The following is a 26,268-nucleotide window of genomic DNA, read 5'->3' as shown; positions in this document are numbered from 1 at the left end:
TCATAAGGGTGTACTGGCTATCTTAATTTCCTTACTTCTTCCCCAAACCAAGTGCCGTTTTTATTTTTCCAATAGTCAGGGCATGTTCTTCCGTTCCTTCTGTGCCCAGCATAAAAGACCAGGGCTTTAGCTCAGGAGTGTGGTCGCAGTAAATTTTAAACATCCCTAAATAAGGCACAGCCACAAACATCCCCGGCAACCCCCAGATCATCCCTCCTACTATAATGCTAAGTATGGTAAACATAGGATTGATGTTCACTTTATTCCCGGTTATGTTTGGGGTGAGTATATTGTTTTCTGTGAACTGCACGACCAGGAAAAAGCCCAGCACAGCTAGCGTTTTGTTGAGGTCTCCCTGCACAACAAACGTATACAGCAACGGAATAGCACCGCCGATCAGCGTTCCGAAGTATGGAATAAAGTTCATGAAGGCGGATAGGATGCCCAGCAGAATAGCATACTGTACACCAATCAAAAGCAGCCCTGTGGAGTTGATGACGCAAAGTATCAGAATAACGCTAACCACACCGGCCATGTAATGCTTGGTAACAGTAGAAACATCCTCTATTATTCGCCTGGCTTTTGAGTGGCCGGATGAAGGTGTAAGGCGATAAATGAAGCTTTCGATCTTATTGCGGTAGTACAGGGCCAGAAAAACATACACAGGCATCAGACCGAACTTGACAAGGGTGTTGGTGGTAGCCGAAAGCAACTCTTTCAGGAAGCTTCCGCTCAGCTCCAGGCCGCTCACTACCTGTTGACGCAGCCAATGCTCATTCCGGGGGCTCTTATCTCCCAACTTCTTATCCAGCGCATGCTGCAGCCGGTCAAGGTTGCTTAACACGTTTTCCTGCATCGTCGGGAAGTCGCCGATGAACACCGAAAGCTGATGGTACAACAAAACAATGATCCCAACAAAGAATGCCATAGCCAGGATAACAGTAATAAAATTAGCCAGCAGCCGGGGCAGTCCCCACTTCTCCAGCCTGCTCTCGACAGGGTACAGAAGGTAAGCAAACAGGATCGCGATAAAGATCGGGTACAGAAACTCCCGCGCGGCCACCAGTACGTATACCAGCAAAATGCCGAACAGAAGCCAGATGGTTATTTCCTTATGGGTACTATACTTGTTCTCCATACTACTGCATACTGCAGTTCAGGTATATATAGTTTTATACATGACCTGAAATAGCAGTGGCAGCCGTTTTAGTAATAATTAAAAGCATTGCCCCAGGAAAACGTACCTTTGCTAAAATTATACATTTGCCATGCCCACTTTTAAAGACCTGAACCTGCACCCTACATTGCTGCAAAGCCTGCAGGAACTGAATTATACTACCCCTACTCCTATACAGGAAAGCGCTATCCCGCTGCTGTTGCAGGGGCAGGATGTGGCTGGCCAGGCAGAAACCGGAAGCGGTAAAACAGCTGCGTTTGGTTTGCCCCTGCTGCAAAGTATAAACCCTGAGCTGCAGCAGGTACAGGCCCTGGTTATCGTGCCAACCCGCGAGCTAGCTGTGCAGGTAAGGCAGGAGCTGAAGCAATACGGAAAACAGATTGGCCAACTAAAGATCAGTGCCTTTTACGGGGGCCACTCGTTCTCGCAGGAACGTGCTTCGCTGGCGCATCCGCCACAGCTGCTGGTAGGCACCCCCGGCCGTCTTACCGACCATTTAAACCGCAGAACCCTGGATGTAAGCCAGGTAAAGCAAGTTGTTTTAGATGAGGCTGATAAGCTGCTGGAAATGGGCTTTGAAGAAGAGCTGGACCAGATCTTGAACAACCTGCCGCGCAAGCGCCAGACCATTCTTTTCTCGGCCACCATGCCTGATGATGTGAAAGAGCTGATAGCCAACTCACTTAAAAGCCCACAGTTTGTAAAGGCCTCTGCCAACGCCATCCCGGATAAGGTGAAATTGGTGGGTATTAAAGTAGAGCATGATAAGCGCAAAGAAACGGTAAGGCAACTGCTGCAAAGTATAAACCCGGTAGGAACGGTGGTGTTCACGAACACCCGCATCGCAGCCGACGAGCTTTCGGCGCAGCTGCAGGCAGAAGGAATTGTGGCAAGAGCCCTGCACGGCGGCATGGAGCAAAAAGACAGGGATAAGGCCATGACCCTATTCCGCAACGGCACCACGCAGGTATTGGTAGCCACAGACGTAGCTGCCCGTGGCCTGGACATAGATAAACTGCAGAACATCATCCATTATGAATTGCCTATAGATGCTGCTGCTTACCTGCACCGCAGCGGCCGCACCGGCCGTGCCGGCAAAAGCGGCACCGTTTATACCCTGGCTACACCCCGCGACGAGAAACAGCTGCGCGACTGGGAACAGGTGCGTATGGATGAGTGGTTAACAGCAGAAACTTTAACGGCCAAAACAATTGAAACTGCCCCCTCTTCCCAACAAGCCTTTGCTACGCTCCATATTGGCGGAGGCCGCAAAGACAGGATCAGTCCGCGCGACATTGTTGGCGCTTTAATAGCAGAAGCCGGTTTAAAAGCGGATCAGATAGGTAAAATAGAAATACAGGATCGCATGAGCTACGTGGCAGTACCGGAAAATCAAAGCAAAAGTATAGCCGCCAAACTAAGCGAAGGCAAGATTAAAGGCAGAAAGTATAAGGTGAATTTAGTGCATTAAAATTTATTTAACTAATTAGTAGCCAGACTAAAGTGTGGCAAATTATTTGCTTTTCATAGTTAATCAAACTTAATAAACCGGGGCTGTGTCTCCTCTTTAATTTGTTTATTTATGAAGAAGCTTTTTTCTGTTCTTGGGGTTTATCTTTTAATTTTCGCTACCCCATCTGTTGCACAGCATAAAAAAGGTACTGAGTTGGTAATTGATAAAATTGCTGCTAAGTACAGAGAGCTAAGCACCAATGCTGAGTTTGTAAAAGTAAACGGAACGCCTGTTGCACAGCATACCCGTTTTATACAACCAGAAGATGCTGTGGTAGAAGATTATAGTAACCTTCGCCAGATCGCCCTGATCCGTCATGGAGAGCCAGACCTGGAAAAGAACGGTAAATTTTCTTACGACGAAGCCCGCAAGTTTTTGATCAACTACGATAGCGTTGGAATCATCAGGCCAGATAAGCCGTTCCTGACTGTTCAGAAACCAGAAGAAGTTTCTATCTTCTGCAGCTCCATCAACCGGGCAAAGGCTACCGCCAATTATTTGTTCGGGAACGATAGTGTCATTACGGTTTCCCCTGAGTTTAGAGAGTTCGAAACTACACTGGGTAAGTTCTCTCCTAAGATGCGCATGCCTATAAAAGTATGGACTGCAGCTGCCCGTGTGAAATGGATTTTAGGTATTGACCGTGATGGTATAGAAAGTTTTTCAGAAGCAAAAGCACGTGCTCATAATGCAGCAAAGCGTCTGGCAGATGCCACAGAAGAAAATTCCAAAGCTGTGCTGGTGGCACATGGTTTTCTTAACCGCTACATAAAAGAAGATCTTGAAAAAATGGGATGGCGCGTAGTGCGCGACGGTGGCAATGGCTATTTTGGCACCACTATCCTTGTAAAGCTGGACGAGAACAAAAAAGACGATAAAGAACACATTGCACTTAATGCCGGGCAATAATAAATGTGTGTTAAATTTCACTCTATCAGAACAAATTCTGAGAGATAATTGAACACTATTCATACCTTTGCCCCGGATTTATCTTAACAAAATGCGCAAAAAGATATCATTGCTTGTAGTTGCTTTTGTAGCATGCAGCTTACTCTCCTACGGCTGGGGATTTTTCGGCCACAAGGTGGTACACCAGTTGTCCATCTACGGATTGCCAAAACAAATGCAGGGATTCTTCTATCAGAACCAGGACTACCTGGTGCAGAAGTCTGTTCGCCCCGACGAACGCCGCAATAACGACCCTGAGGAAGCACCGCGTCATTTTATTGATGTAGATGTGTATGGCGTAGATGCTGTTTACACGATGCCACAATCTTGGAAAGCAGCTGCTGAAAAATACCCAGTAGATACACTTAAAAAGTATGGCATTGTGCCGTGGCATGTTATGGTGATGAAAGAACGTCTTACAAACGCATTCAGGCAGCAAAACGCTGACAGTATACTTTTCTATGCCGCTGACCTTGGCCATTATATTGCTGATGCTCACGTACCACTGCACACCACCCTTAACTACGATGGCCAACTGACAAACCAGCATGGTCTTCACAGCCTTTGGGAGTCTAAAGTACCGGAGATGCACGCGGAGATGTACAAGCTGCAGAACAAGAGAGCTGTTTACTTAAAAGACACTGAAACTGCTATCTGGGAAGTTGTTCGTGCCTCGCACAAGCTTTTCCCTGGTGTGTTGGAGTTGGAGCGTGAAGCCACCAAATCATTTACTCCGGAAACAAAGTATGTAACAGTAGAACGCAACGGCAGAAAAAGACAGTATTACTCTGATGATTTTGCGAAGAAGTATGCCGAGTTGCTGGGCCCAACGGTGGCGCAACGCATGCAGTCCTCAGCAGAGGTGGTATCTAACTTCTGGTATACTTGCTGGGTAGATGGCGGTAAACCTGACCTGGATAAACTGATGGCCTCCAAGCTTTCGAAAGACCAGAAGAAGGCATTGAAGCAGGAGAAGAAGTCGTGGAAGAAAAACACACTTTTCCAGGAGAAACGCGTGCTGGCCCTGCAAAAGAAAGCCAACAGCTAAGCTTAAGCTAATCAAAAAAGAAGGGCTATACTCGCTTTTGTAAGTATAGCCCTTCTTCTTTTAATCTGTTAATAACAAACTAAATAGGCTGTCATCTCGAACAGCGTGAGAGGAACTAGTCCAAAAGAATTCTATAGAGATCTCTCACGCTGTTCTAAATGGCACAAATAAAAAACGGGTATACCTGCTTTTGCAAGTATACCCGTTTTCGTTAGTAGACTACTGTTACTGGTTTGCTCTCTCCCGCATGCGCCTTCTCAGCTCCTGCATTACCTTCTTGTTCAGCTGCGCCTCCGACCTGTATAACTGTATAACCTGCTGCGGTGTCAGCACTGTTTTAAATTCATTGTAATACTTCCTCCTGATGTTGCTGATCTTGACAGCATTATCCAAATGGGCTGTAATCAGTTTGTCCGCTTCTTCTGTACTAAGGCTGTCCGGGTTTGTGCGCAGCAGCCTGCCCTGCCTAGGGAAATGAATTTCGTTCTTCTCCCCTTCGTAGCGTCTATAAATCGGGGCTAACTCTTTCAATTTGGCATCACTTAGCGCCATGGCATTCTTTATCTCCACCAGCTTTGCTTGTGTTATCCGTTCCTGCAGCTTTGGGTTTCTGCTTAAATCCTGGGCCTGTCCTGCAAAGCAAAGTATGGTAAGCGCACTAACTAAAATACTTAATATAAGCTTGTTCATTATTCAAAAGTCTGTTCGTATACATTTAAATCTGTTTCGGCTACGGCGGCCAGCAACATCAACTCCTCGTCGGAGATATTGGCCAGCACATCGTCTAGTGTCTCTGGCTTTTCTACTTTAGCCAACTGCTGCGGCTTTGTTTTCGATGCGTTGGCCGGTGCCTGTGTAGTAGCTGCCATTGCCTGATCTTCAGAAGGTGCTCTAACAGGTGCAGCTTCTGGTTCTGCTGCTGCTGCTACGCTTGCCGATTTTTCTGTTGTTTCAGGATGCGGCTGCTGGCTCTTTTGTTCCGTGACCGCTACAATCTGGTCATTGGCTGTTTTACCTGTGTATACAAAATAACCAACCGTTAGAAGTATAGCTAAACTTGCCGCAACGGCCATAGTGCTCCAAAAAGTAAACGACGGCTTCTTCGAAGCACTTTTTCTGCGCTCTGCCTCTGCCAAAGTTTGCTCCGTTACCTTATCAAAATAGTCGGATGGCACCTTGTAAGGCATGCGTTTTCCTACTTTATCAAAATTGAAATCTTCTTTCATGAGTTGTTCAGCATAAATTCTTTGATCTTACCACTGGCGTAGTGATAGTTTGTTTTAAGCGTAGCCACCGAGCTGTTTAGTACCTGGCTTATCTCTTCGTAACTCAGGTCATCGTAGTAGCGCATGTTAAATACCAGCTGTTGCTTTTCCGGCAGCCTTAGTATAGCCTCCTGAAACTTTACCAGGATCGCATCGGCATCTGTGTTGCTGCTGTCGTGAAGCTGGTTTATCAGTTTATCATTTATCTCGTCGTAAGACGTAAGAAACTTCTTCTTCGTCCTGAACAGCCTGAGACACTCGTTAGTGGCTATTTTGTAGAGCCAGGTGTAGAGTTTACTATCCCCGGCAAAGCCATCAAGCCCGTTGTAAACATTAATAAAGGTTTCCTGCAAAACGTCCTGCGCATCGTCGTGAGACACGACCAGGCGCCGTATATGCCAATAGATCCGTTCATTGTATTTGTTCATCAACAAGGTGAATCCTTTGCTTTTAGTGCTCTGCTCACGAAACATCGACAAAATCTCTTCGTCTGTCGTCGCTATCATTCAATAAGGGTGCATTTAATTCCAGATCATATACTTTAGAAACAGCAAAGCTGCAAAGGTTAAAAACAGGCGTTAAAAAACTTTTGCTTCAGGTGTCAAACAGGTAAGAAAGAAGCTGTTATATATAAAAATAAAATATTTTATCCTTTTTGATTTAACTTTTCTCCATTTCTTTTCTCATAAGGGCAAATACACTGTTCTAACTTTAAAACAAAACCCATGAGAAAAATTAAACTATCCTTTGCGGCCATGGCATGCGCTGCACTGATTACCTTGTCGGGTTGCCAGAAAGACGACGTGGGCCCTGAAATGGAAGAGGCTGTGTTGGCCTTTGACGACCAGAAGTTCCAGATTACGGATGTGAACGGGATGGAGAACCCTATTATTACGGACGCCTCTGAAAGCACTGCCTTCAGCGCATCCCACACCGACAAACAACCAGAAACGCACAAGCTCACTTACATCCTGAAAAGGTTAAACCTGACGGAAAGGCAACGTGCTGCTGTGCAGAAATTTGTTGCCCAGCACGAAGAGTGTGTGGCAGCGCACCGCAGCAGAGTACAGCAGTACCACGAGGAGCTATTAAAGAAAGCCAATGCGATCCGGGAAGAGCACATTAGTGCCTATAAAGCAGGAAGTATAAGCAAGCAGGAACTAGAACGCAGATTGAGCGTTCTACGCGAAAGACTACAAGAAGAGATCAAAAAGCACCACGACAGACAGGTGCACCTACAGATCATGCACAAATGCCGTGCGAGCCTATTTGCCAAAATTGAATCGATACTAGGGCCAGAGCAGCTCGCAAAATGGACGCACTGGAAAAAGCACTTGTAGTGTACCTAGCATTTATACTTGAAGGTGCCATTTAATTCCAAGCTATACTATTACCTTTAGCCGGAACAAACTGTTGCATATATAATAGCCTGTTCCGGCTAAATTTTCTCCTGACCATACTATAATTTGATAGTACTGGCAGGCAGTAACAAAGTCTCGACAAACTTAAGCTCATCTACATGAAAGCTATCCCCTTCCCGCAACAGCTAAGGCATTTGAGCTGGCGCGCAGGCTTCGGCCCTACACCTGCCACAGCAGAAAGTGCCAGAAACATAAAGCAGGCAGTAAAGCAGTTGTTTAAAGCATCCGAAAAAACGGAATTTCTGCAAGTACCCATGCCTGCTCCTGTTGATGGCATGCGTGCAAAAGATCTAGGCCCGGAGCAGCGCAGAAAACAACTACAGGAAAGAAGGCAGGCGCTTATGCAACTGAACAGGTCGTGGCTAAACCAGATGGTAACCTCAGAGGCGCAGCTACGAGAGAAGATGACCTTATTCTGGCACGGCCATTTTGCCTGTCGGTTACAGGCTCCGCAGTTGCTTCAGTTACAGAACAACACGCTGCGCAAACATGCCTTGGGTAGTTTTTCTGACCTGCTGACGGCAGTGGCCAAGGACCCAGCCATGCTGCAGTTCCTAAACAACCAGCAGAACCGCAAACAGCGCCCCAACGAGAACTTTGCCCGCGAAGTCTTGGAGTTGTTTACGATAGGCCGCGGCAATTATACAGAGCAGGACATCAAAGAGGCTGCACGTGCGTTTACAGGTTGGGGCTACAATGCCGAGGGGGAGTATGTGTTCCGTGAGCGTCAGCACGATTTCGGACCCAAAACATTTATGGGCCAGACCGGAAACTTTAATGGGGAAGATATTCTGCGTATTATACTTCAGGATCCCAGAACTGCCAACTACCTTACCACTAAGTTATACTTGTTTTTTGTAAGCGACACCCCTCACCCTCAGCGCATCAAGGAACTGAGCAGTTACTTCTATAAATTAAACTATAACATAGCCGGACTACTGGAGCAGATCTTTACAGCCAATTGGTTTTATACTCCGGAAGTGATGGGAGCACGCATTAAATCACCGGTTGAGCTGCTGGCAGGTTTACAACGCATGTTCGATGTTAGCTATTCCGATGACAGGAGTGTACTGGTGTTGCAGCGTGCTTTGGGACAGGAGTTGTTTCAGCCACCAAATGTGAGTGGCTGGGCAGGTGGCCAAAGCTGGATAGACAGCTCTACGCTTGCCTTCAGGTTGCGCATCGGCCCGGCAGTACTGCAGGATGCAGGCATAGAGGTAGCCCTGAAACCAAACGATGACCAGGAGCCGGCAAAACCCATTGCCCGCAGAGCAGACGGATTGCGCATAGCTCGTGCAAAGGCAAATATTAGCCTCATTGAGCAGCAAATGGCGAAGGTTGATACAAGCGAGCTACCTGAGCAACTGAGCAGCTTTTTGCTACAGGTGCCGCTCCAGCCGCACACGTTGCAAATCCTGAAACAAGGTATGGCTTCCTCGTCCTCTAAATCAGAGCAGATACATTACTTGGCGCAACGCCTGCTTTCTTTGCCTGAATATCAACTTTGCTAGGCTTTATACTTTCAGACACATGGCATCAAGAAGAGATTTTTTAAAACTTTCTACACTGGCATCGGGTATGCTGCTGGTCCCGAATTTCCTGCACGGCCTAGACAGGCAGGGCCTGGAGTTGCTTAGCAAGTCCAGCGGAAAACGACTGGTGGTAATACAGCTAAGCGGCGGAAACGACGGATTGAACACGCTTATCCCCTACCAGAACGACTTATACTTTAAATCACGTCCTTCGCTGGCAATACCTGCGCAAAAAGTACTACCCCTTGACAAAGGGCTTGGCTTTAACCCGGCTTTAGATAAATTCCGGCAACTATACGATCAGGGTAAACTCACTATCTTAAACAATGTAGGCTACCCAGATCCGGACCGCTCCCACTTTCGCTCCATGGATATCTGGCACACGGGCAGCGCCTCCAATGAGTACCTGAGCACCGGCTGGCTTGGCCGCTACATGGATGTATGCCAATCAAACAAAGCTGCCATAGAGGTAGATGATATGCTTAGCCTGGCGCTAAAAGGCGAAAAGTATAAAGGCATTGCCGTAGAGAATATCCAGCGATTTTACCAGGCGACACAAGACCCATTCCTAAAAAGTGTTACCCATTCGCACCAGGAAGAACATGAGCACCACAGCGTGAGCTACCTTTACAAAACCCTCGCAGAAACACAGCAATCTGCTGCTTACCTGCAGGAGAAGGTAAAAAAATACCGCTCAAAGCAGGAGTACCCGAATGGTGCGTTTGCCCGCAACCTGAAAACAATTGCAGAACTGATCACATCAGATGTAGAGGCACGGGTGTACTATGCTTCGCTTTCCGGCTTCGATACCCATGTGCAGCAGGCAAACCAGCAGGCCAGGCTACTGGAGGAGTTATCCGAGGGCGTTTGTAGCTTTGTACAGGACCTGCAGCAGCAGCAAATGTTCGACGACACGCTGATCATGATATTTTCGGAGTTTGGGCGCAGGGTGCAGCAAAACGCCAGCAACGGCACCGACCACGGCACCGCCAATAACGTGTACCTGATTGGCAATAAGCTACGCACGCCGGGCATCTTTAACGAGGGTCCTGATTTGCTGGACCTCGATGCCGGAGACCTGAAGTATAGCATAGACTTTAGAACGATTTACGCGGCTTTATTACAGCAGTGGCTGCAAACAGATGCAAATGCTATACTTACCAGCAATATCAAACCTTTGGGAGGGCTGGTATAACAACAATACAAACCGACTTCATTTTACTTAGCTGTTTTCTTACTGTACCGGATCAAAAGTCCGGTACTTTTGCTTTTAGGCAAACCGCACTTAGATTTTACTCGATAGGTCATCTCCATACTTACTATAAAGTCTATTTAAAGCACCTTTAACTAATTTCATTAGCAAAATCATTGCTGCGATTGCTAAATTCCTTTACCTTTACCTTATGGAGATGATCGTAGGTATAGCTGCATTTTTAGGAGGACTGGTAGTAGCCTTTCTGGCGCTGAGGAGTAAGATGAGTACGTTGCAGGATGCGGCTAACAAAGCGGCCGTATCGCAGGGGGTGCTGGAGGCGCAAGCGAAACAGAAAGCTGAGGAAGCAGAACAACTGAAAGCACTGCTGCGCGAAGCTCAGACGGAAACGCTGGAACTAACCAACGCCCTCACCAAAACCGAAACTGACTACGAGCATCTGAACAAGCGCCTGCAGGAGCAGAACAAAGAACTCGAGCAGCTCCGCGAAAAATTTTTGCAGCAGTTCCAGAGCATCTCTAATCAGGTGCTGATGACCAATGCCGAGCACTTCAACAAAGCCTCTTCTGAGAACCTTGAACGCATCCTGTCTCCGCTTAAAGACCGCATCAAAGAATTTGAAGCAAAGGTTGATCAGACGTATGAGAAAACCTTGAAAGACAGCGTTTCACTGAAAGAGCAGATCACACAATTGGCATCACTCAACCAGCAAATGAGCCAGGACGCACTAAACCTGACCCGTGCCCTGAAAGGTGAAAATAAGACACAGGGTAACTGGGGAGAATACCTGCTGGAGAACCTGCTGGAGAAGTCCGGTTTGCGCAGAGGCCTGCATTACGAGCGTGAGGAAGTGCGCCAGAACGATGAAAAGAAAGTATACCGTCCCGACGTGATCGTGCACCTGCCGGAAGGTAAACACCTGATCATCGACTCCAAGCTATCCCTAGTCGCTTATGAGGCATATTGCAGCTGCGAAGACGATGATCAGCAGGAAGTATACCTACGTAGCCACATCACGTCCATCCGCACACACTTCACAGATCTGGGCCGCAAAGACTACCATCGTTTGAATGGCATTAACTCGCCGGATTTCGTGATGATGTACATTCCGCTAGAGCCAGCCTTTAGCCTTGCCTTGCAGCACGACCACGACTTATTTACCGATGCCTTTGAACGCAACATCGTACTGGTAAGCACCTCTACCCTGCTGGCTACACTGCGAACCGTTGCCGGCGTGTGGCGCCAGGAAGACCAGAAGCGAAACGTGATTAAGATAGCCGAAGAAAGCGGTAAGCTGTACGATAAGTTTGTAGGTTTTGTGGAAGACCTGAAAACGATCGGGAAGCACCTGGAACACAGCCAAAGCTCCTACAACGCTGCCATGAACAAGCTAACCGAGGGTAAAGGAAATCTTGTGCGAAGGGTAGAAATTCTGAGGGAGTTAGGTGCCAAAACCAGCAAGACCATTGATGACAGCATATTGCAGGAAGCGCAGCTGCCAGAAAGTATAGAAGGGCCAAATTCTGAAGTATAGATATTACGGTTTCTAAAGTGCTGGCAGGTGGAATAACACCTCCTTTCGGGGTGTAGATTTTTAATCTGCAATAAGAATAAAAGGAAGGCGCAAACGTTAAATGGTTGCGCTTTTTTATTTAACGACAAGCACATGCAAAATCCTGCTTACACTCTTGGCAATTACCGCATCACAACCGACCCTGCCGAACTTGATGTTGCTTTTATACATGAGTTTCTATCTAAAGAAGCTTACTGGAGCAAAGGTATTCCAATTGAGACGGTGCAGAAGTCTATAGCTAACTCACTGAATTTTGGACTGTTTGAGCAGGACCGGCAAATCGGCTTTGCCCGTGTTATAACCGATTTCGCTACCATTGCTTACTTAGGCGATGTGTTCATACTTGAAGCATACAGAGGGAAAGGATTGTCTGAATGGCTGCTGCAGGTGATGATGGCGCATCCGGATTTACAAAACCTCCGCCGCTGGATTTTGCTTACATCGGATGCTTATGGTCTCTATAAGAAAATAGGTTTCAATACTGTGGCCAAACCGGAGTTATACATGGAGAAGCATAATCCTGCGGTGTACCTGGAACAGAAATCTTAACAGTGCTTCTACCTAAGTACAGCACACCCGTATAGCACGGTTGTTGATTCTACCTCCATAAACTTGTATCTTAGATAGCTAACCACAAACTAACCTTATGAAGAAACTGATCTTTACCGGCTTAACTGCCGCTATACTTCTAAGCGCTTGCTCCAGCCAAAAAACAGAAACAGCTGAAACGTCGGCAACTGCAGAGATGACGCAGGTACAGCAGGAAGCGCAGGCATTTCTGGACCAGTACTCCCAAACATACCAGGACTTGTACACCAAATCGGCAGAGGCTGAATGGGCTTCTAATACTCGCATTGTGGAAGGTGACTCTACCAATGCCGTAGCTACCCGAAAAGCCAACGAGGCGTTTGCAGCATTTACAGGCAGTGTCGAGAACATCAACACTGCAAAGGCCATGCTGGAGAAGAAAGAGCAGCTGACGCCGCTGCAGGTAAAGCAGTTTGAGGCTATACTCTATGCAGGCGCTAACAACCCTCAGATCATTCCGGATGTGGTAAAGGCACGCATAAAGGCTGAGACAGAACAAACCGAGAAGCTATACGGCTTCGACTACCGCATCTTTGAAAAGTCTGTGAGCACGAATGAAATAGATGAGATTCTCCGAAACGAGAAAGACCTGAAAAAGCGCCTAAATGCTTGGAACGCCAGCAAAGAAGTAGGCCCGGGACTTAAAGAAGGACTGCTTAACCTGCGAAACCTGCGCAACAAAACAGTGCAGAGCCTTGGCTACGACGATTACTTTAGCTACCAGGCCTCCGACTATGGCATGACCCGTGAAGAAATGATGGACCTGATGAAGCAGATTAACCAGGAGCTGCGTCCGCTTTACAGGGAACTTCATACCTATGCCCGGTATGAATTGGCCAAAAAGTATGGCGTGAAAGAGGTGCCGGATTACCTGCCTGCTCATTGGCTGCCTAACCGCTGGGGCCAGGACTGGAGCAGCATGGTAAACGTGGAAGGTATAGATCTGGATGGAGCCCTGAAGCCGAAAGGTTCCGAATGGATTGTAAAACAGGGAGAGCGTTTCTATACCAGCCTCGGTTTTGACCCGCTTCCGCAGACCTTCTATACTAAATCTAGCCTGTACCCGCTGCCGGCAGACGCAAATTATAAAAAGAACAACCACGCCTCTGCTTGGCACATGGACCTTGATAAGGACGTACGCAGCCTGATGAGCGTGGAACCCAATTCGGAGTGGTATGAGACATCGCATCACGAACTGGGCCACATCTACTACTACATGACCTATACCAACCCGGACGTGCCGGTGCTGTTGCGTGGCGGAGCTAACCGTGCCTACCATGAGGCAATTGGCAGTTTAATGGGCCTGGCAGCCATGCAGAAACCGTTTCTGGCAGAGCTGAACCTAATCGATAAAAACACCCAAACAAATGAAGTGCAGACACTGTTGAAAGAGGCTCTAAACTATGTAGTGTTTATTCCTTTCTCTTCAGGAGTAATGAGTGAATGGGAACACGATTTTTATGCGAAAAACCTGCCTGCCGACCAGTTAAATAAACGCTGGTGGGAACTCGCCAAGAAATACCAGGGCATAGTGCCGCCTGCTAACCGAGGCGAAAACTATTTGGACCCAGCTACCAAAACGCACATCAACGACGATGCGGCACAGTACTATGATTATGCCATGAGCTTTGTGATCCTGTTCCAACTGCACGATCATATTGCCAAAAACATTTTGAAGCAGGACCCGCACGCTACCAATTATTACGGCAGCAAAGAGGTAGGCAACTTCCTCCGCGATATCATGTACCCAGGTGCCTCTGCCGATTGGCGCCAGATGCTGAAAGAGAATACCGGCGAAGAACTAAGTGCCCGTGCCATGGTAGCCTATTTCCAGCCGCTGATGGACTACCTTAAGGAGCAGAACAAGGGTAGGAAGTATACTTTGTAGGTTGCAGTCATTTTAGTACTAGAGGGATTAACCCCAAAAAGGAGAAGCCGCAGCAGGTTATCAGCTGCGGCTTTTTTGTAGTTCTATCTTCTGGGATATCAGTTTAGTTGTTAGTACTAACCTCGAATTTTGCTACAGCACAATTGTTAAAATAAATTAGCAAAAAGCGCTCTAGATTTTTTACATCTTATATGTTATGCTTTAGCCATTCATGTTCCATAAAATGAACATAGGAATTTGCTATGCTAAATGCTTCCACTATTGAGATTCAAACTCTTTAAAGATGCACTACAATAATTTATTATATTAAATTATATAAACTGTTGTTTATACATCTCATAATAAAATTAAATAAAAACTTATGATATTGATAGTGGTTATAAGATAAACCACCCATACTAGTGCTGACATGATTTGAGATAGATTAACCTTCGCTATTAAGCTATATGTGAGATGAAACGGCTTTATACTTTTGCTTTATTTATGTGTGTAAGTTTATGCACATGGGCACAAAGTAGTAGCGTGGGCAGTTGGTATATCTATATCGGTAGCCAACAGTTTAATACAAAATGGAACTGGCACAACGAAGTTCAATACCGCAATTACAATGCAGCAGGAGATCTTGAGCAACTCCTGCTTAGAACAGGTATAGGGTATAACCTTACACCGGCAAATAATAACCTGCTTCTAGGATATGCCTACATCCTTTCTGAACCTTATATACTTGGTACAGATAGCAAAAGAAGTGTTTCGGAGCACCGTATTTTCCAGCAGTTTATTACCCGACAACAGTTTAGCCGCTTTTACCTGCAGCACAGGTACCGCATCGAACAACGGTTTATAGAAGATACAGACTTCAAGATGCGCTACAGGTATTTTCTGTCTGTTAACGTGCCGCTCACGAATAGAGAAATGGTGCCTAAAACTATCTACCTGTCTGCTTACAACGAAATATTCATTAACGATACCTCTCCCCTCTACGACAGAAACCGCCTGTACAGCGCCTTAGGCTACACAATCAATAAATATTTAAGAGCTGAACTTGGTTTTATGTCGCAGATACTTGAAAACCGGCACCGGGAACAGGTGCAGATTGTCCTATTTAACAACATCCCATTTTCTAAAGACTAAAACCATGAAAAAGTCATTAATCTATTGCATAGCAGTTTGCAGCTATTGCTTGGCACTTCCATCTTGTAAAACTACCAACGAGACGGAAAATGCCCCAACTGCTCAGCGTGCTACAGAGGTTAATCAAGACCAAGGCCTAATAGAAAGGGTGCTCACAGCTGAAGAGCAGGCTGCCCTTACTCCTGACGCTGTGCTACAAAGTTTCAAAGAAGGAAACCAACGATTCCGTAACAACGACCTAACCAGGCGCAACCACTCTGCACAAGTCAGGGCCAGTGCCATAGGTCAGTATCCAAAGGCTGTTGTGTTATCTTGCCTGGACAGTAGGATACCCGTAGAAGATGTGTTCGATAAAGGAATAGGCGATGTGTTTGTAGCCCGGGTGGCCGGCAATTTTGTAAACGAGGACATCTTGGGCAGCATGGAGTTTGGATGCAAGGTGGCTGGTTCTAAACTAATTGTGGTGATGGGCCACGAAAGCTGCGGTGCTGTACAGGCGGCCATAGACGACGTGAAGATGGGAAACATCACAGCGATGCTGGAAAATATACGCCCGGTTGTACTGCTGACGCAGGACTACCAAGGAGAAAGAACAAGTAAGAATAAAGGGTATGTCAACCATGTATCTAAGGCCAATGTTGCAAACACTGTTCAAAACATAAAACAGCGGAGCCCTATACTTAGAGAAATGGCCGACAAGAACGAGATAAAAATTGTTGGTGCCTTTTATGATATGGAAACCGGCATTGTAACCTTTGTAGAATAAAACATGCCAGTTTAAGCTTATATTAACCTAAACTGGCATGCACGTTAATCAATAGCCGCAATGGCCAAGGTTTTTAAAACTGTTGCTGATACGTCTTTAGGAAATTTGTAAGCCTGTCCAGTGTATTACTCAGCTCAGTTGGCTCTGGCAGGTATACTACCCGGAAGTGGTCGTACTGCTGGAAGTTGAAGCCGGTGCCCGGCACTAACAGCACATGCTGCTCTATAAGCAGGTCAAGGGCAAAATGCTGGTCGCTTTCGATGTTGAACTTCTTCACGTCCAGCTTCGGGAACATATAAAAAGCACCCATTGGCTTTACGCAGGTGATGCCAGGTATTGCTGTTAGCTTTTCGTAGGTAATGGCGCGCTGCTGGCCTAAACGTCCGGTTGGCAAGGTAAGATCAAGTATAGTCTGTTCGCCTTCCAGGGCTGTTTCAATAGCAAACTGAGCAGGCACATTGCTGCACACGCGCAGGCTAGCCATCGTGTTTAGGCCATCTAGGTAAGCCTTTGCTTTATGCTTGGCGCCGCTAACCAGCATCCAACCTGCCCTGAAACCCGCTGCTAAGTAATTCTTAGATAGGCCGCCAAAGGTAACACAAAGCACCTCCTCGGATAAAGTAGCTGTTGAAGTATAAATTGTATTGTCGTACAGGATCTTGTCATAAATCTCGTCGGAAAACAGCACCAGGTTATGCTCCTCTGCCAACTTTACCAACTCCTGCAACAGTTCTTGAGAGTATACAGCACCCGTAGGGTTATTTGGATTAATGATCACGATAGCTCTTGTCCTGCTATTGATCTTGCTTTTGATGTCGTTCAGATCTGGATACCAGTCTGCTTCTTCGTCGCAGCGGTAATGCACAGCCTTGCCTCCAGCGAAACGCACAGCAGCTGTCCAGAGTGGGTAGTCTGGGGATGGCACTAGTACCTCGTCCCCGTCGTTCAGCAGCGCCTGCACCGCCTGCATAATCAGTTCGCTCACACCATTTCCAAGGCAAATATCTTCGGTATGAATGTTTTTAATGTCTTTGGCAGTATAATAACGTTTGATGGCCTCGCGTGCACTAAGCAATCCTTTGTGATCAGAATATCCTTGTGCTTGGCTGAGGCTTCTAATTATCTGTTCTGTAACTGCCGTCGGCGCATCAAAACCAAACGGCGCTGGGTTTCCAATATTTAACTTGATTATTTTGTGCCCTAGCACTTCCAGTTCTTTTGCTCTCTCATATAGAGGTCCGCACAGGTCATACGACACATTGTTCAGGCGCTCACTTCTTTTAATCATCTTCCAAAAATTTAGCGAATATACTACACTGGCAAGTATAATGCCTAAGCACTTTTTTAGAATACTTTTTGCTGCAAGCAATAGCTGCTAACTTATCTGTGCACCTTGGACTATCACAACACCTTCACTACTGTTGCTGAAAAATTTATTCCGTTAGCTAGTAGTTCATTAAGAAAATGGTAGAGTATAGAGGAGTAAGTAAATTCGCGTTAACTAAGGGGTTCAGTAATGGATAAACATTTACATTGAAAACCTAAAGCATTAATCCAACGGTGAGTCATCCATTGGGTGTACCTCATAAGTGCCGGTTGGCAGCAAGTGCACACGGTACAGCTGGTCAAACCCCTCGCTAAGTGTAGGCACCTGCAAACGTTTTAATGTTCCGTAAAGTCCTTTCTCCGGTACTTTAAAACGGCCGCTGCGTTGGTTGTTTCGGGCAAGAGCCACAGAAGTATTGCTTTCAAAAAAGTAACAGATTACCTCATACTTAGCTTCTTTAGCCAACTGTATATACTTACTCCGCTCAACTATGGTAGGATTTGTATTGTCTACTACAAAGCGTAATTGCGTGCGCAGGCATGCCTCCAGAAAGACTGCTTCTCTGTTCCGGGTGCGTAACTGGTCCAGGCTAATGCGCAGGTGCGTATCGAAGAAACGCTCTTTGTAAAAGGTGCTTTTGCCACTGCCTTGTATGCCACAGAAGATAATTGCCTGCATATGTTAAATGCTTTACTACAAGTATAAACTGTGCTGCTGTTAAAGGTTATGTGTAACTTGTGCCTCATGTTTATCAGTATGCTCTTTTATACTTTGTAAGCCTTTTCGTAAGTTAGCTAGTAAAGCAAAAAGCATATCCTATGAAAAAGAGACTGGTAGTATTAACAGGAGCCGGTATTAGTGCAGAGAGTGGAATTGCCACTTTCAGAGATGCAAACGGCCTTTGGGAAGGACACGATGTGATGGATGTAGCGTCGCCACAAGGCTGGCGCAAAAACCCTGAACTGGTGCTCGACTTCTACAACCAGCGTCGCAAAAATGCGCACACCGTACATCCTAACACCGGACACAAGACACTGGCCGATCTGGAGAAAGATTTTGATGTGCGCATCATTACCCAAAACGTAGACGACCTGCACGAAAGAGCCGGATCAACCAACATCATTCACCTGCATGGCAAACTGTTCGAAAGCCGCAGCACCCTCGACCCAAACCTGATCTACCCAATAGAGGGTTGGGAGCTTAACTTAGGTGATAAATGTGAACGTGGATCACAACTGAGACCCAATATAGTATGGTTTGGAGAAGCTGTGCCCATGATGGAGAAAGCTATGGAAGAAACTGTACAAGCTGATATTTTTCTGGTAGTAGGCACCTCTTTGGTTGTTTATCCGGCTGCCAGCTTAGTTGACTTTGTAGATGATGATGCACCAATATTTGTAGTAGATCCTAAGTTGCCTGATATAAGAAAAAGGCTTAATCTGCATCTGTATGAAGAAAAGGCAACAACCGGCATGGAAAAGGTTGCAGCCATACTTCGGGAGAAATACCTGTAAATTAGACCAACTATTTCAAAAGGGACTGCTACTAAATTGGCAGTCCCTTTTGTTTTTATTACAGGTGATAGATAAAAGATATTACTAATTTATATTTTAGATAAATCTAAAATAATACTTTTGCGTTACTAATTAATCAATAACCATAAGTATAAATTATTATATGAAATATATTTTAATACTACTTCTCTCATTTATTCCTCTCCTATCAATAGCTCAATCGTCTACTGTAATTGGCAATGTTAGCTCAAACGCTGGTGCGATAACCTATGCTACGGTTATGCTTAAGGGTACAAAGTGGGGAGCATCTACAAATGAGATTGGCCGCTTCGAAATAAAAGACATTGAGCCGGGTAGTTACCAGTTGGTAGTTATGGCGATCGGCTATAAACCACACGAACAAAGTATACTTTTAGAGGCCGGTAAAACTGAGAAACTAAGTATAAAAGTAACCCAGGCCGATGCTACTTTAAACGAGGTTGTGGTAACAGGCACGCGCACCGCACGTCGCCGACTCGAAAGCCCGGTAGCGGTAAATGTATTCGATAGCAGAACCTTTAACCTTACCCAGTCCAATACGCTTTCAGAAGGCTTATGCTTTCAGCCGGGCCTGCGCATGGAAACCGACTGCCAGACCTGCAACTACACCCAACTCCGCATGAATGGCTTGGGCGGCTCCTATTCGCAGCTACTGGTAAACAGTAGGCCAATTTTTACTTCGCTGATGAGTTTGTATGGACTGGAGCAGATACCAACCAACATGATTGAGCGCGTGGAGGTTGTACGTGGCGGAGGCTCAGTTTTATATGGCTCCAGCGCCATTGCCGGCACCGTCAACATCATCACCAAAGAGCCACAGGAAAGTTCTTATACTTTAGCTTCAAATACATCCTTAGTGGGTAACAAAGCATGGGAGAATTTCTTTAACGCAAATGTAAATGTGGTAAACGAGGAGCAGAACGCAGGCATTTCTTTTTTCGGCTCACACCGCGATAGAGAAGCTTATGATGCAAACGGCGACGGATTTTCGGAACTGTCTAAACTAAAGAACAACTCCTTTGGGTTTAACTCATATGTTAAGCCCAGCGAGCTGGACAAGCTGGAAATAAACGGTTGGAGCATACACGAAGTACGGCACGGCGGCAACAAACTAGATGAACCCGCCGATCAGGCAGACCAGTCGGAGTACCGTATTCATGACATTCTGGTTGGAGGAGTAAATTACGAGCACCGTGCCAAAAGCGGCAAAACCTCTTATAGCTTGTATGCTGCTGCCCAAAACACAAAGCGTGTTCATTACACCGGCATTGACCAGGCAGACGGTTGGGGCAACTCCAAAAACCATACTTTGCAAGGCGGCTTTCAGTATAACTATACATCGCATAGCTTCTTTGGTGGCACCAACACCTTTACTGCCGGTGCAGAGCATCTCTATGATTATACTTATGACCAAATAGAAGCCTATAACTACCTGATCGACCAGCGGACAAACCTGACCGGTTTTTTCCTGCAGAGTGATTGGGATGTATCGCCAGCCATAACCATACTGTCCGGCGTAAGAGCCAATAAACACACAAACGTTGACAGGTTGGTTTACACTCCACGCATAAGTGCAGTGTATAAGCTCGGCAGTACCACGCAGTTTAGGGCATCTTACGCAAGAGGATTTAAAGCGCCACAAGCTTTTGAGACAGACCTGCACATTGCCTTTGCAGGAGGGGGTATTTCACTGATCCAGATAGATCCAACCCTGAAAGAAGAGACCTCTAGCAGCATGAACGCCTCTGTGGATTTTAATAAGCCTAGCGAGCACATGATATATGGGTTTACGCTGGATGCCTTTTACACACGCCTCTACGATGCCTTTGTGTTGGAAGAGATAGGAACAGATGCTAACGGAAACCAACAGCTGCTGCGTAAAAACGGTGGTAACTCAACTGTAAAGGGTATTACACTGGAAGGCCGCCTTAACTATGACCAGGTTTTCCAGCTAGAGTCCGGATTTACTGTGCAGCGCTCACGCTACGATAGCCCGGTGGCATGGTCTACTGAAATTGGGCCAACCAGAACCTACCTGCGCACACCCGACACCTACGGCTATTATGTGTTTACCCTGCTGCCGCAAAGTCGTTTTACGACAGCCCTGTCCGGCGTAATTACAGGGCCGATGCTGGTGCCGCATTTTGGAGGTGCTCCCGGCGTAGTGGAAGATGTACTTAATACTTCACCAACCTTTGTAGAAACTAACCTGAAGCTAGCTTACCGTTTCACGCTTAAAAGTATAAAGCAGGACCTGCAGCTAAGTATGGGGGTGCAAAATATGTTCAACCAGTACCAGAAGGACTTCGATATCGGCAAAAATCGCGACAGCAACTATGTGTACGGACCCGCCCGGCCCAGAACCTTCTATGTTGGCCTAAAGTTCGGGTTAATGTAGATTTTATGATGCTCCTTTGACTTAGTCAACATAACAATAGATTCCCTATAGTTATGCTATCTATATTTAATCAGTTTATTAACATCAAGTTTAAGTAGATATACTTAATATTCAGAAGATTAATGGTATGTATAGCATACAACTTATCACATCGTTTCTTATATTTACCAAATCTTGTATAGATCCATGGTAAACAAAGCATATTCCATTTCAAGCTTTGTTGTGTTTTGAAAACCGAAACCTGGTGCAAGAATCTAAGTAGACAATATTTAATTTAAAGATAGCTTCAACTTTTAGCCGAGTTGAAAACAGGGAGTCAGGATATTATCCGGCTCCCTGTTTTGTTTTCAGCCATTCATGAGCGTACGCTTCTAAATATCAAACATATAGCTTTTGCGTAATAGCTTATATCTGTCAAACATAAACAAACTATGATCTTTAAGCACAGATTACTTACTACACCCGAAACCTGGAGCCTTACTATTGTGCGAGTGATGCTGGGCCTTGTGATTTGGGCACATGGCGCTCAGAAACTGTTGGGTTGGTTTGGAGGCCACGGACCCGCCGGATTTATGGGTGCCTTTGAGCAGATGACCGGGTTGCCGGGATTTATGGCCTGGCTTATAATCATTATCGAGTTTGTTGGCGGCATCTGCCTTATCATCGGCTTCTGGACCCGCATTTGGGCATTTTGTGTACTTTGCCTCTTTGTTGGCATTATAATGACGGTGCACCTCCCCTACGGCTTCTTCATGAACTGGAGTGGTGACCAGGCCGGCCAAGGTTATGAGTTCCACCTGCTGGTTATCGGTATGGCCTGGGCCTTGGTAGTTGGCGGCGCAGGTATGCTAAGTGTAGACAGATCGATGTACTCCGGCCAGCGCACTACTTTCTAAAGCACACCTGCACAGGCTACTAGTCTTCTGCCTTCTCGCCTTTCTCCACAATATCCCCTTCCGAGAAAAGTATGATTTGCAGCATCTCGCGCCACTTCGGCTTCTTACGGAGCAGGAACTCCAGGTTCATGCCGAAATGCTTGAACTCCTCTTCCTGAGCGTTCTGCATAATGGCTTTTGCCTCAGGGTCCTTTTCTACTGATATGCGTTGTTCGTACCAGTTGATGGCTTCGGCTTCTTCAATTACGGAGGTGATCATGCGGGCAAACGTGCGTGTTTCCTGCGACAACTCCTGCGGCGGTTCGTGGTATTGTTCTGTTGGCATCTGCTAGAGGTTTTATAGGTTAGTCCTTCAAACGCCATTCTGTTAGTTTCGTTAGTTTTTTATGCTGGTAATATCACCCCAACCACTCTCCTGCTCATACCATAGTTCTCCATTTTTTATCTGCAACGGCGAAGCGATGTTGTTGTGGTAGAGCTGCCCTGTGCCAAGGCCTTGAGGTATGGTAATGTCGTGCTGGGCTGTAAACTGGCTGATGGCGTTAAGCCCGATATTTGACTCCAGGGCCGAGGTCATCCACCAGTCAATACTTCGCTGTTCTGCCAAGTTTATCCATTCAGCGCTCGCGGCCAGTCCTCCTACTAAGGTTGGTTTAAGTATAATGTATGGCGGTTTGATTTTATCCAGCAACTGCTCTTTAGCATCCTTTCCCTGCACCCCGATCAGCTCTTCGTCTAGGGCAATAGGCACTGGCGAATAGGCACACAGCTGCGCCATTTCTTCGTGCTGCCCCTGCTTTATGGGTTGTTCTATAGAATGTATCTCATACTTAGCCAGGCGCTCCAGTTTCTTATAAGCATCCTGCGGAGAGAAAGCTCCGTTGGCATCCACGCGTATGGTCAGGCAGTCAGCAGGAGTGCGTTCTCTTATACTTTCGAGTATTTCCAGTTCCTGGCCAAAGTCCAACCCGCCGATTTTCAGTTTCAGGCAAGTATAGCCTTCTTTTAGCTTCTTGCTTATTAACTCCTGCATAAACGCGGCATCCCCCATCCAGATAAGTCCATTGATTGGGATGCCGGCCTCGCCCCTGCTAAAGGGTGTCTTGTAAAGTATGCGACTGCCACCGTTGCGAAGGTCAAGCAAAGCAGTTTCAAGGGCAAAGTATAAAGCTGGCCATTCTGCTAAATTCAGCTCTTTAGGCAATGGTGCAGCTGCATCCAGGCTAACCTTCTGTGCATTCACCTGCGCCACTGCTTCTTTTATTTTTTCCTCCAGATCAGGCCGGTGATCTATACTTAAGCCAGCCAACGGAGCACACTCTCCTACTCCAACGACCTCTGGTTGCTGCTCGTCAAAAACACTGATATAGTATACTTTATGCTCGCGTATGGCACCACGGGAAGTACGGGCATCGAACTTAAACTGTAAAGTATGGGACGTGTAGCTAAGTTTCAGAGGCATAGTTTCAATGGCTTTATTTGATGGCAAGATAAACCATTAACGCAAAAAATGACGTAAAGGGAGTACAATGTAGGATCATATGTTAGTCTGATGAGCATAAGTTAGCGGATTATGAGCAAGGCAGCTGCCTACATTTTTACACTGCTTTTCAGCCTTAATTCAACAAATAAATAACCCTCTGCTCACCAATTTGTTATACTTCTGATACACGTAACGGCACAACTAAAACCATATTTATGCCTGTAGCCACAGCCACTGCCACACAAGATATTCTGCAGCTATACAAGCAGACCCGAGCCCAGACAGAAAAAATCTGTAAGCCCCTGGAGCCGGAAGATACCGTAGTGCAGCCCATTGTAGATGTTAGTCCGCCCAAGTGGCACATGGCGCATACCAGTTGGTTCTTCGAAACATTTCTGTTAAAGCAGCACCTGCAGGGTTACAAAGAGTTTCATCCGAAGTATAGCTACCTGTTTAACTCCTACTACAACAATGTGGGCAACAGGGTACAGCGCGACCAGCGAAGCACCCTTACCAGGCCACCGTTGCGTGATATTTATACTTTCAGGGAGCATGTAGACGAGCACATGCAGCAACTGCTGCAAAGTATAAGCGAGGAGAAGCTACAGGAAATCTTACCGGTACTGCAACTGGGGCTGCAACACGAGCAACAGCACCAGGAGCTGCTTATTACCGATATCAAGTATATCCTGAGCACCAACCCGCTCTTGCCAACCTATACACCACAACTTGTCAAAAAAACAACACAGGCTACCAAAGCTAATTTCCTTGAAGTACCCGGCGGCACTTATACCATTGGTTACCGCGGAGATGATTTCTGCTTTGATAATGAGCTTGGGGTACACGATGTGCAGCTAGAGGACTTTCAGATCATGAACCGGCTGGTGACAAACGGCGAGTACCTGGAGTTTATGCAGGATGGCGCTTACCAGGATTTCCGGCATTGGCTAGACGAAGGACTGGCCATGGTACGCAAAGACAACTTAGAGGCACCGCTGTATTGGCTGCAGCAGGACGGCGAGTGGCATCGCTTTACGATGCACGGCCTACAGAAGGTAGACCTAAACGAACCGGTAACGCATATCAGCTTTTACGAAGCCGATGCCTATGCCAACTGGGCGGGCAAGCGCCTGCTAACAGAATTTGAATGGGAAGCCGCCTCACAGGTATATCCGCCTGCATCAGGCAATTTTGTAGAGAGTGACTTACTCGAGCCCACTGCCGCAGATCCTGGCAAAGAGGGTATGCAGCAACTTTACGGCGACACCTGGGAGTGGACCTACAGCGCCTACCATCCGTACCCCGGCTTTACCAAAGCACCGGGGGCCATCGGCGAGTACAATGGCAAATTTATGATAAACCAGATGGTGCTGCGCGGCGGCTCCTGCGCCACTCCCGAAAACCATATTCGCACAACCTATCGTAACTTCTTTCACCCGGACAAGCGCTGGCAGTATAACGGTATACGCCTGGCTTCAAAATAACTATATGGAATTGAACTCTACACTAGCACCTATTATAGACCTGAGCCGCAAACAAGACGGCACCAGCGATACAGCGGCTTTTGCCAAAGATGTAGCACATGGTTTGAGCTTAAATCGAAAAGACCTGCCTTCGCGGTACTTCTACGACGGCAGAGGCAGTCAACTGTTCCAGGAGATTATGAACCTGCCGGAGTACTACCTTACCAGGGCAGAGCATGAAGTGTTTACCTCGAATAAAGCAGCAATTTGCAGCAAGTTTGCTGAAGAGGGTTTCTTCCACCTGATAGACTTGGGCGCAGGCGATGCCTTGAAAACAAAGATTCTGCTGCAACAGCTTTCACAGCAAAAAGCCGATTTCGATTATGTACCTGTAGATATTTCAGGCGATGCCATGCAGCAGCTTAGCGATAGCCTGAGAACTGAGCTTCCTGACATGACGGTGCAAGCGGTGGTAGGCGAATATTTTAAGGCGCTGGAGTGGCTGCAGGAAAACAAATCAGAGCGCAAGGTGGTGCTGTTCCTGGGATCTAACATCGGTAATTTCGAGAAAAAAGATAGCATAGAATTCCTGCAAAGCGTGCGCAGCTACCTAAGTCCCGGCGATAAACTGCTGATGGGCGTTGACCTACGCAAAAACCCCGATGTTATACTTAAGGCTTACGACGATGCCGCCGGCATAACAGCCGAGTTTAACCTGAACCTGCTGCGCCGCATAAACCGCGAGCTTGGTGGCGAATTTATACTAGAACAGTTCCGACATTATGCCATCTATAACCCACTTGAAGGGGTAATGCGCAGCTTCCTCATCAGCCTTCAGGAGCAGGACGTGTATATCCGCGATACTGGAAAAACCTATCATTTTGATGCATGGGAGGCTATCCATACCGAAAATTCCCATAAATACTCTGTTGATGAGATTGAAGAACTAGGAAACCACTGCGGCTTCACAATCGAGAAAGTATACTACGACACTGAAAAACACTTTGCAGATGTGCTGTTCTCTGCATCTTAGGCAAAAAATTTACATGCTACCGTTTATCGGTGTATACTTGCAGGAATAATTC

The 26,268-nt window shown here is 46.5% G+C and carries 24 protein-coding genes; 16 read left to right on the top strand and 8 right to left on the bottom strand.

Going from position 1 to position 26,268, the window contains the following annotated elements:
• Positions 1-31: 31 nt before the first annotated feature.
• Positions 32-1,138, bottom strand: coding sequence for an AI-2E family transporter (locus tag H8S84_RS01580; protein WP_187065524.1), 1,107 nt, complete (start codon positions 1,136-1,138; stop codon positions 32-34).
• A 130-nt stretch (positions 1,139-1,268) separates the two neighbouring features.
• Between H8S84_RS01580 and H8S84_RS01575 the strand changes: the two genes are divergently transcribed.
• The 3 genes from H8S84_RS01575 (at position 1,269) to H8S84_RS01565 (ending at position 4,686) form a co-directional block, all read left to right on the top strand.
• Complete coding sequence (locus tag H8S84_RS01575; RefSeq protein WP_187065523.1) at positions 1,269-2,648, top strand: DEAD/DEAH box helicase; 1,380 nt, start codon at positions 1,269-1,271, stop codon at positions 2,646-2,648.
• A 111-nt stretch (positions 2,649-2,759) separates the two neighbouring features.
• Positions 2,760-3,599 (top strand): histidine phosphatase family protein, encoded by an 840-nt coding sequence (locus H8S84_RS01570; protein WP_187065522.1) that lies wholly within the window; start codon positions 2,760-2,762, stop codon positions 3,597-3,599.
• 91 nt (positions 3,600-3,690) lie between these two features.
• Positions 3,691-4,686 carry a zinc dependent phospholipase C family protein gene (locus H8S84_RS01565; RefSeq protein ID WP_187065521.1) on the top strand — a complete coding sequence of 332 codons (996 nt, stop codon included), beginning with the start codon at positions 3,691-3,693 and terminating at the stop codon, positions 4,684-4,686.
• A 225-nt stretch (positions 4,687-4,911) separates the two neighbouring features.
• Here H8S84_RS01565 and H8S84_RS01560 read toward each other — a convergent pair whose 3' ends face one another.
• From H8S84_RS01560 to H8S84_RS01550, 3 genes are read right to left on the bottom strand one after another with little or no spacing between them, the layout of a single operon-like run.
• The gene (locus H8S84_RS01560; RefSeq protein ID WP_187065520.1) at positions 4,912-5,376 is read right to left on the bottom strand and encodes a hypothetical protein; all 465 of its coding nucleotides are present in this window, start codon (positions 5,374-5,376) and stop codon (positions 4,912-4,914) included.
• Positions 5,376-5,912 carry a hypothetical protein gene (locus H8S84_RS01555; RefSeq protein ID WP_187065519.1) on the bottom strand — a complete coding sequence of 179 codons (537 nt, stop codon included), beginning with the start codon at positions 5,910-5,912 and terminating at the stop codon, positions 5,376-5,378. Before H8S84_RS01555 ends, H8S84_RS01560 begins: the two co-directional genes overlap by 1 nt.
• Complete coding sequence (locus tag H8S84_RS01550; protein WP_187065518.1) at positions 5,909-6,457, bottom strand: RNA polymerase sigma factor; 549 nt, start codon at positions 6,455-6,457, stop codon at positions 5,909-5,911. Before H8S84_RS01550 ends, H8S84_RS01555 begins: the two co-directional genes overlap by 4 nt.
• Positions 6,458-6,676: 219 nt before the next feature.
• On the opposite strand from H8S84_RS01550, the gene H8S84_RS01545 reads away from it, so the two are divergent.
• The 8 genes from H8S84_RS01545 (at position 6,677) to H8S84_RS01510 (ending at position 16,063) form a co-directional block, all read left to right on the top strand.
• On the top strand, positions 6,677-7,291 hold the full coding sequence (locus tag H8S84_RS01545; RefSeq protein WP_187065517.1) for a hypothetical protein: 615 nt from the start codon (positions 6,677-6,679) through the stop codon (positions 7,289-7,291).
• Positions 7,292-7,470: 179 nt separating this feature from the next.
• Complete coding sequence (locus H8S84_RS01540) at positions 7,471-8,883, top strand: DUF1800 domain-containing protein (RefSeq protein WP_187065516.1); 1,413 nt, start codon at positions 7,471-7,473, stop codon at positions 8,881-8,883.
• Between the two features lie 19 nt (positions 8,884-8,902).
• On the top strand, positions 8,903-10,099 hold the full coding sequence (locus H8S84_RS01535) for a DUF1501 domain-containing protein (protein ID WP_187065515.1): 1,197 nt from the start codon (positions 8,903-8,905) through the stop codon (positions 10,097-10,099).
• A gap of 208 nt (positions 10,100-10,307) precedes the next feature.
• Positions 10,308-11,651, top strand: coding sequence for a DNA recombination protein RmuC (gene rmuC / locus H8S84_RS01530; RefSeq protein ID WP_187065514.1), 1,344 nt, complete (start codon positions 10,308-10,310; stop codon positions 11,649-11,651).
• A 132-nt stretch (positions 11,652-11,783) separates the two neighbouring features.
• Positions 11,784-12,239, top strand: coding sequence for a GNAT family N-acetyltransferase (locus H8S84_RS01525; protein WP_187065513.1), 456 nt, complete (start codon positions 11,784-11,786; stop codon positions 12,237-12,239).
• 97 nt (positions 12,240-12,336) lie between these two features.
• Entirely contained in the window at positions 12,337-14,166 is a 1,830-nt protein-coding gene (locus H8S84_RS01520; protein WP_187065512.1) for a M2 family metallopeptidase, read from the top strand.
• A 522-nt stretch (positions 14,167-14,688) separates the two neighbouring features.
• Entirely contained in the window at positions 14,689-15,297 is a 609-nt protein-coding gene (locus H8S84_RS01515; RefSeq protein ID WP_317175413.1) for a DUF2490 domain-containing protein, read from the top strand.
• Between the two features lie 4 nt (positions 15,298-15,301).
• A complete protein-coding gene (locus H8S84_RS01510) occupies positions 15,302-16,063 on the top strand; it encodes a carbonic anhydrase family protein (protein WP_187065510.1) in 762 nt (253 codons plus the stop codon).
• 73 nt (positions 16,064-16,136) lie between these two features.
• Here the strand turns inward: H8S84_RS01510 and H8S84_RS01505 are convergent, their stop codons facing one another.
• Together H8S84_RS01505 and H8S84_RS01500 are read right to left on the bottom strand one after the other, a co-directional pair.
• A complete protein-coding gene (locus H8S84_RS01505) occupies positions 16,137-17,351 on the bottom strand; it encodes a pyridoxal phosphate-dependent aminotransferase (RefSeq protein ID WP_187065509.1) in 1,215 nt (404 codons plus the stop codon).
• A 261-nt stretch (positions 17,352-17,612) separates the two neighbouring features.
• On the bottom strand, positions 17,613-18,068 hold the full coding sequence (locus H8S84_RS01500) for an AAA family ATPase (RefSeq protein ID WP_187065508.1): 456 nt from the start codon (positions 18,066-18,068) through the stop codon (positions 17,613-17,615).
• 140 nt (positions 18,069-18,208) lie between these two features.
• On the opposite strand from H8S84_RS01500, the gene H8S84_RS01495 reads away from it, so the two are divergent.
• The 3 genes from H8S84_RS01495 to H8S84_RS01485 all read left to right on the top strand — a co-directional run bounded on the left by H8S84_RS01495 (position 18,209) and on the right by H8S84_RS01485 (position 22,237).
• Positions 18,209-18,904: an SIR2 family NAD-dependent protein deacylase gene (locus H8S84_RS01495; RefSeq protein WP_187065507.1), complete on the top strand. Its 696-nt coding sequence runs from the start codon at positions 18,209-18,211 to the stop codon at positions 18,902-18,904.
• A gap of 163 nt (positions 18,905-19,067) precedes the next feature.
• The gene (locus tag H8S84_RS01490; protein WP_187065506.1) at positions 19,068-21,341 is read left to right on the top strand and encodes a TonB-dependent receptor; all 2,274 of its coding nucleotides are present in this window, start codon (positions 19,068-19,070) and stop codon (positions 21,339-21,341) included.
• Positions 21,342-21,772: 431 nt separating this feature from the next.
• Complete coding sequence (locus tag H8S84_RS01485) at positions 21,773-22,237, top strand: DoxX family protein (protein ID WP_187065505.1); 465 nt, start codon at positions 21,773-21,775, stop codon at positions 22,235-22,237.
• 19 nt (positions 22,238-22,256) lie between these two features.
• Here H8S84_RS01485 and H8S84_RS01480 read toward each other — a convergent pair whose 3' ends face one another.
• Together H8S84_RS01480 and H8S84_RS01475 are read right to left on the bottom strand one after the other, a co-directional pair.
• Positions 22,257-22,562 (bottom strand): ferritin family protein, encoded by a 306-nt coding sequence (locus H8S84_RS01480; RefSeq protein ID WP_187065504.1) that lies wholly within the window; start codon positions 22,560-22,562, stop codon positions 22,257-22,259.
• A gap of 51 nt (positions 22,563-22,613) precedes the next feature.
• Entirely contained in the window at positions 22,614-23,699 is a 1,086-nt protein-coding gene (locus H8S84_RS01475; protein ID WP_187065503.1) for an o-succinylbenzoate synthase, read from the bottom strand.
• Positions 23,700-23,935: 236 nt separating this feature from the next.
• Here H8S84_RS01475 and egtB point away from each other — a divergent pair, with 236 nt between their 5' ends.
• On the top strand, positions 23,936-25,204 hold the full coding sequence (gene egtB / locus H8S84_RS01470; protein ID WP_187065502.1) for an ergothioneine biosynthesis protein EgtB: 1,269 nt from the start codon (positions 23,936-23,938) through the stop codon (positions 25,202-25,204).
• Positions 25,205-25,208: 4 nt separating this feature from the next.
• Positions 25,209-26,216 carry an L-histidine N(alpha)-methyltransferase gene (egtD, locus tag H8S84_RS01465; protein WP_187065501.1) on the top strand — a complete coding sequence of 336 codons (1,008 nt, stop codon included), beginning with the start codon at positions 25,209-25,211 and terminating at the stop codon, positions 26,214-26,216.
• The last annotated feature ends 52 nt before the right edge of the window (positions 26,217-26,268 follow it).

It is taken from the genome of Pontibacter cellulosilyticus, from assembly GCF_014306105.1.
In the GTDB taxonomy this organism is placed as follows: domain Bacteria; phylum Bacteroidota; class Bacteroidia; order Cytophagales; family Hymenobacteraceae; genus Pontibacter; species Pontibacter cellulosilyticus.
Note: the sequence above shows the minus strand (reverse complement) of the source record. Positions and strands in the feature narration are given on the sequence as shown.

Excerpts from the sequence above, each read along its gene's own strand:
- H8S84_RS01490 (WP_187065506.1), top strand. The coding sequence starts at position 19,068 with ATGAAATATATTTTAATACTACTTCTCTCATTTATTCCTCTCCTATCA.
- H8S84_RS01520 (WP_187065512.1), top strand. The coding sequence starts at position 12,337 with ATGAAGAAACTGATCTTTACCGGCTTAACTGCCGCTATACTTCTAAGC.
- H8S84_RS01500 (WP_187065508.1), bottom strand. The coding sequence starts at position 18,068 with ATGCAGGCAATTATCTTCTGTGGCATACAAGGCAGTGGCAAAAGCACC.
- egtB (WP_187065502.1), top strand. The coding sequence starts at position 23,936 with ATGCCTGTAGCCACAGCCACTGCCACACAAGATATTCTGCAGCTATAC.
- H8S84_RS01480 (WP_187065504.1), bottom strand. The coding sequence starts at position 22,562 with ATGCCAACAGAACAATACCACGAACCGCCGCAGGAGTTGTCGCAGGAA.
- H8S84_RS01485 (WP_187065505.1), top strand. The coding sequence starts at position 21,773 with ATGATCTTTAAGCACAGATTACTTACTACACCCGAAACCTGGAGCCTT.
- H8S84_RS01570 (WP_187065522.1), top strand. The coding sequence starts at position 2,760 with ATGAAGAAGCTTTTTTCTGTTCTTGGGGTTTATCTTTTAATTTTCGCT.
- H8S84_RS01475 (WP_187065503.1), bottom strand. The coding sequence starts at position 23,699 with ATGCCTCTGAAACTTAGCTACACGTCCCATACTTTACAGTTTAAGTTC.
- rmuC (WP_187065514.1), top strand. The coding sequence starts at position 10,308 with ATGGAGATGATCGTAGGTATAGCTGCATTTTTAGGAGGACTGGTAGTA.
- H8S84_RS01565 (WP_187065521.1), top strand. The coding sequence starts at position 3,691 with ATGCGCAAAAAGATATCATTGCTTGTAGTTGCTTTTGTAGCATGCAGC.
- H8S84_RS01540 (WP_187065516.1), top strand. The coding sequence starts at position 7,471 with ATGAAAGCTATCCCCTTCCCGCAACAGCTAAGGCATTTGAGCTGGCGC.
- H8S84_RS01550 (WP_187065518.1), bottom strand. The coding sequence starts at position 6,457 with ATGATAGCGACGACAGACGAAGAGATTTTGTCGATGTTTCGTGAGCAG.
- H8S84_RS01580 (WP_187065524.1), bottom strand. The coding sequence starts at position 1,138 with ATGGAGAACAAGTATAGTACCCATAAGGAAATAACCATCTGGCTTCTG.
- H8S84_RS01575 (WP_187065523.1), top strand. The coding sequence starts at position 1,269 with ATGCCCACTTTTAAAGACCTGAACCTGCACCCTACATTGCTGCAAAGC.
- H8S84_RS01510 (WP_187065510.1), top strand. The coding sequence starts at position 15,302 with ATGAAAAAGTCATTAATCTATTGCATAGCAGTTTGCAGCTATTGCTTG.
- egtD (WP_187065501.1), top strand. The coding sequence starts at position 25,209 with ATGGAATTGAACTCTACACTAGCACCTATTATAGACCTGAGCCGCAAA.
- H8S84_RS01525 (WP_187065513.1), top strand. The coding sequence starts at position 11,784 with ATGCAAAATCCTGCTTACACTCTTGGCAATTACCGCATCACAACCGAC.
- H8S84_RS01535 (WP_187065515.1), top strand. The coding sequence starts at position 8,903 with ATGGCATCAAGAAGAGATTTTTTAAAACTTTCTACACTGGCATCGGGT.
- H8S84_RS01545 (WP_187065517.1), top strand. The coding sequence starts at position 6,677 with ATGAGAAAAATTAAACTATCCTTTGCGGCCATGGCATGCGCTGCACTG.
- H8S84_RS01495 (WP_187065507.1), top strand. The coding sequence starts at position 18,209 with ATGAAAAAGAGACTGGTAGTATTAACAGGAGCCGGTATTAGTGCAGAG.
- H8S84_RS01505 (WP_187065509.1), bottom strand. The coding sequence starts at position 17,351 with ATGATTAAAAGAAGTGAGCGCCTGAACAATGTGTCGTATGACCTGTGC.
- H8S84_RS01555 (WP_187065519.1), bottom strand. The coding sequence starts at position 5,912 with ATGAAAGAAGATTTCAATTTTGATAAAGTAGGAAAACGCATGCCTTAC.
- H8S84_RS01560 (WP_187065520.1), bottom strand. The coding sequence starts at position 5,376 with ATGAACAAGCTTATATTAAGTATTTTAGTTAGTGCGCTTACCATACTT.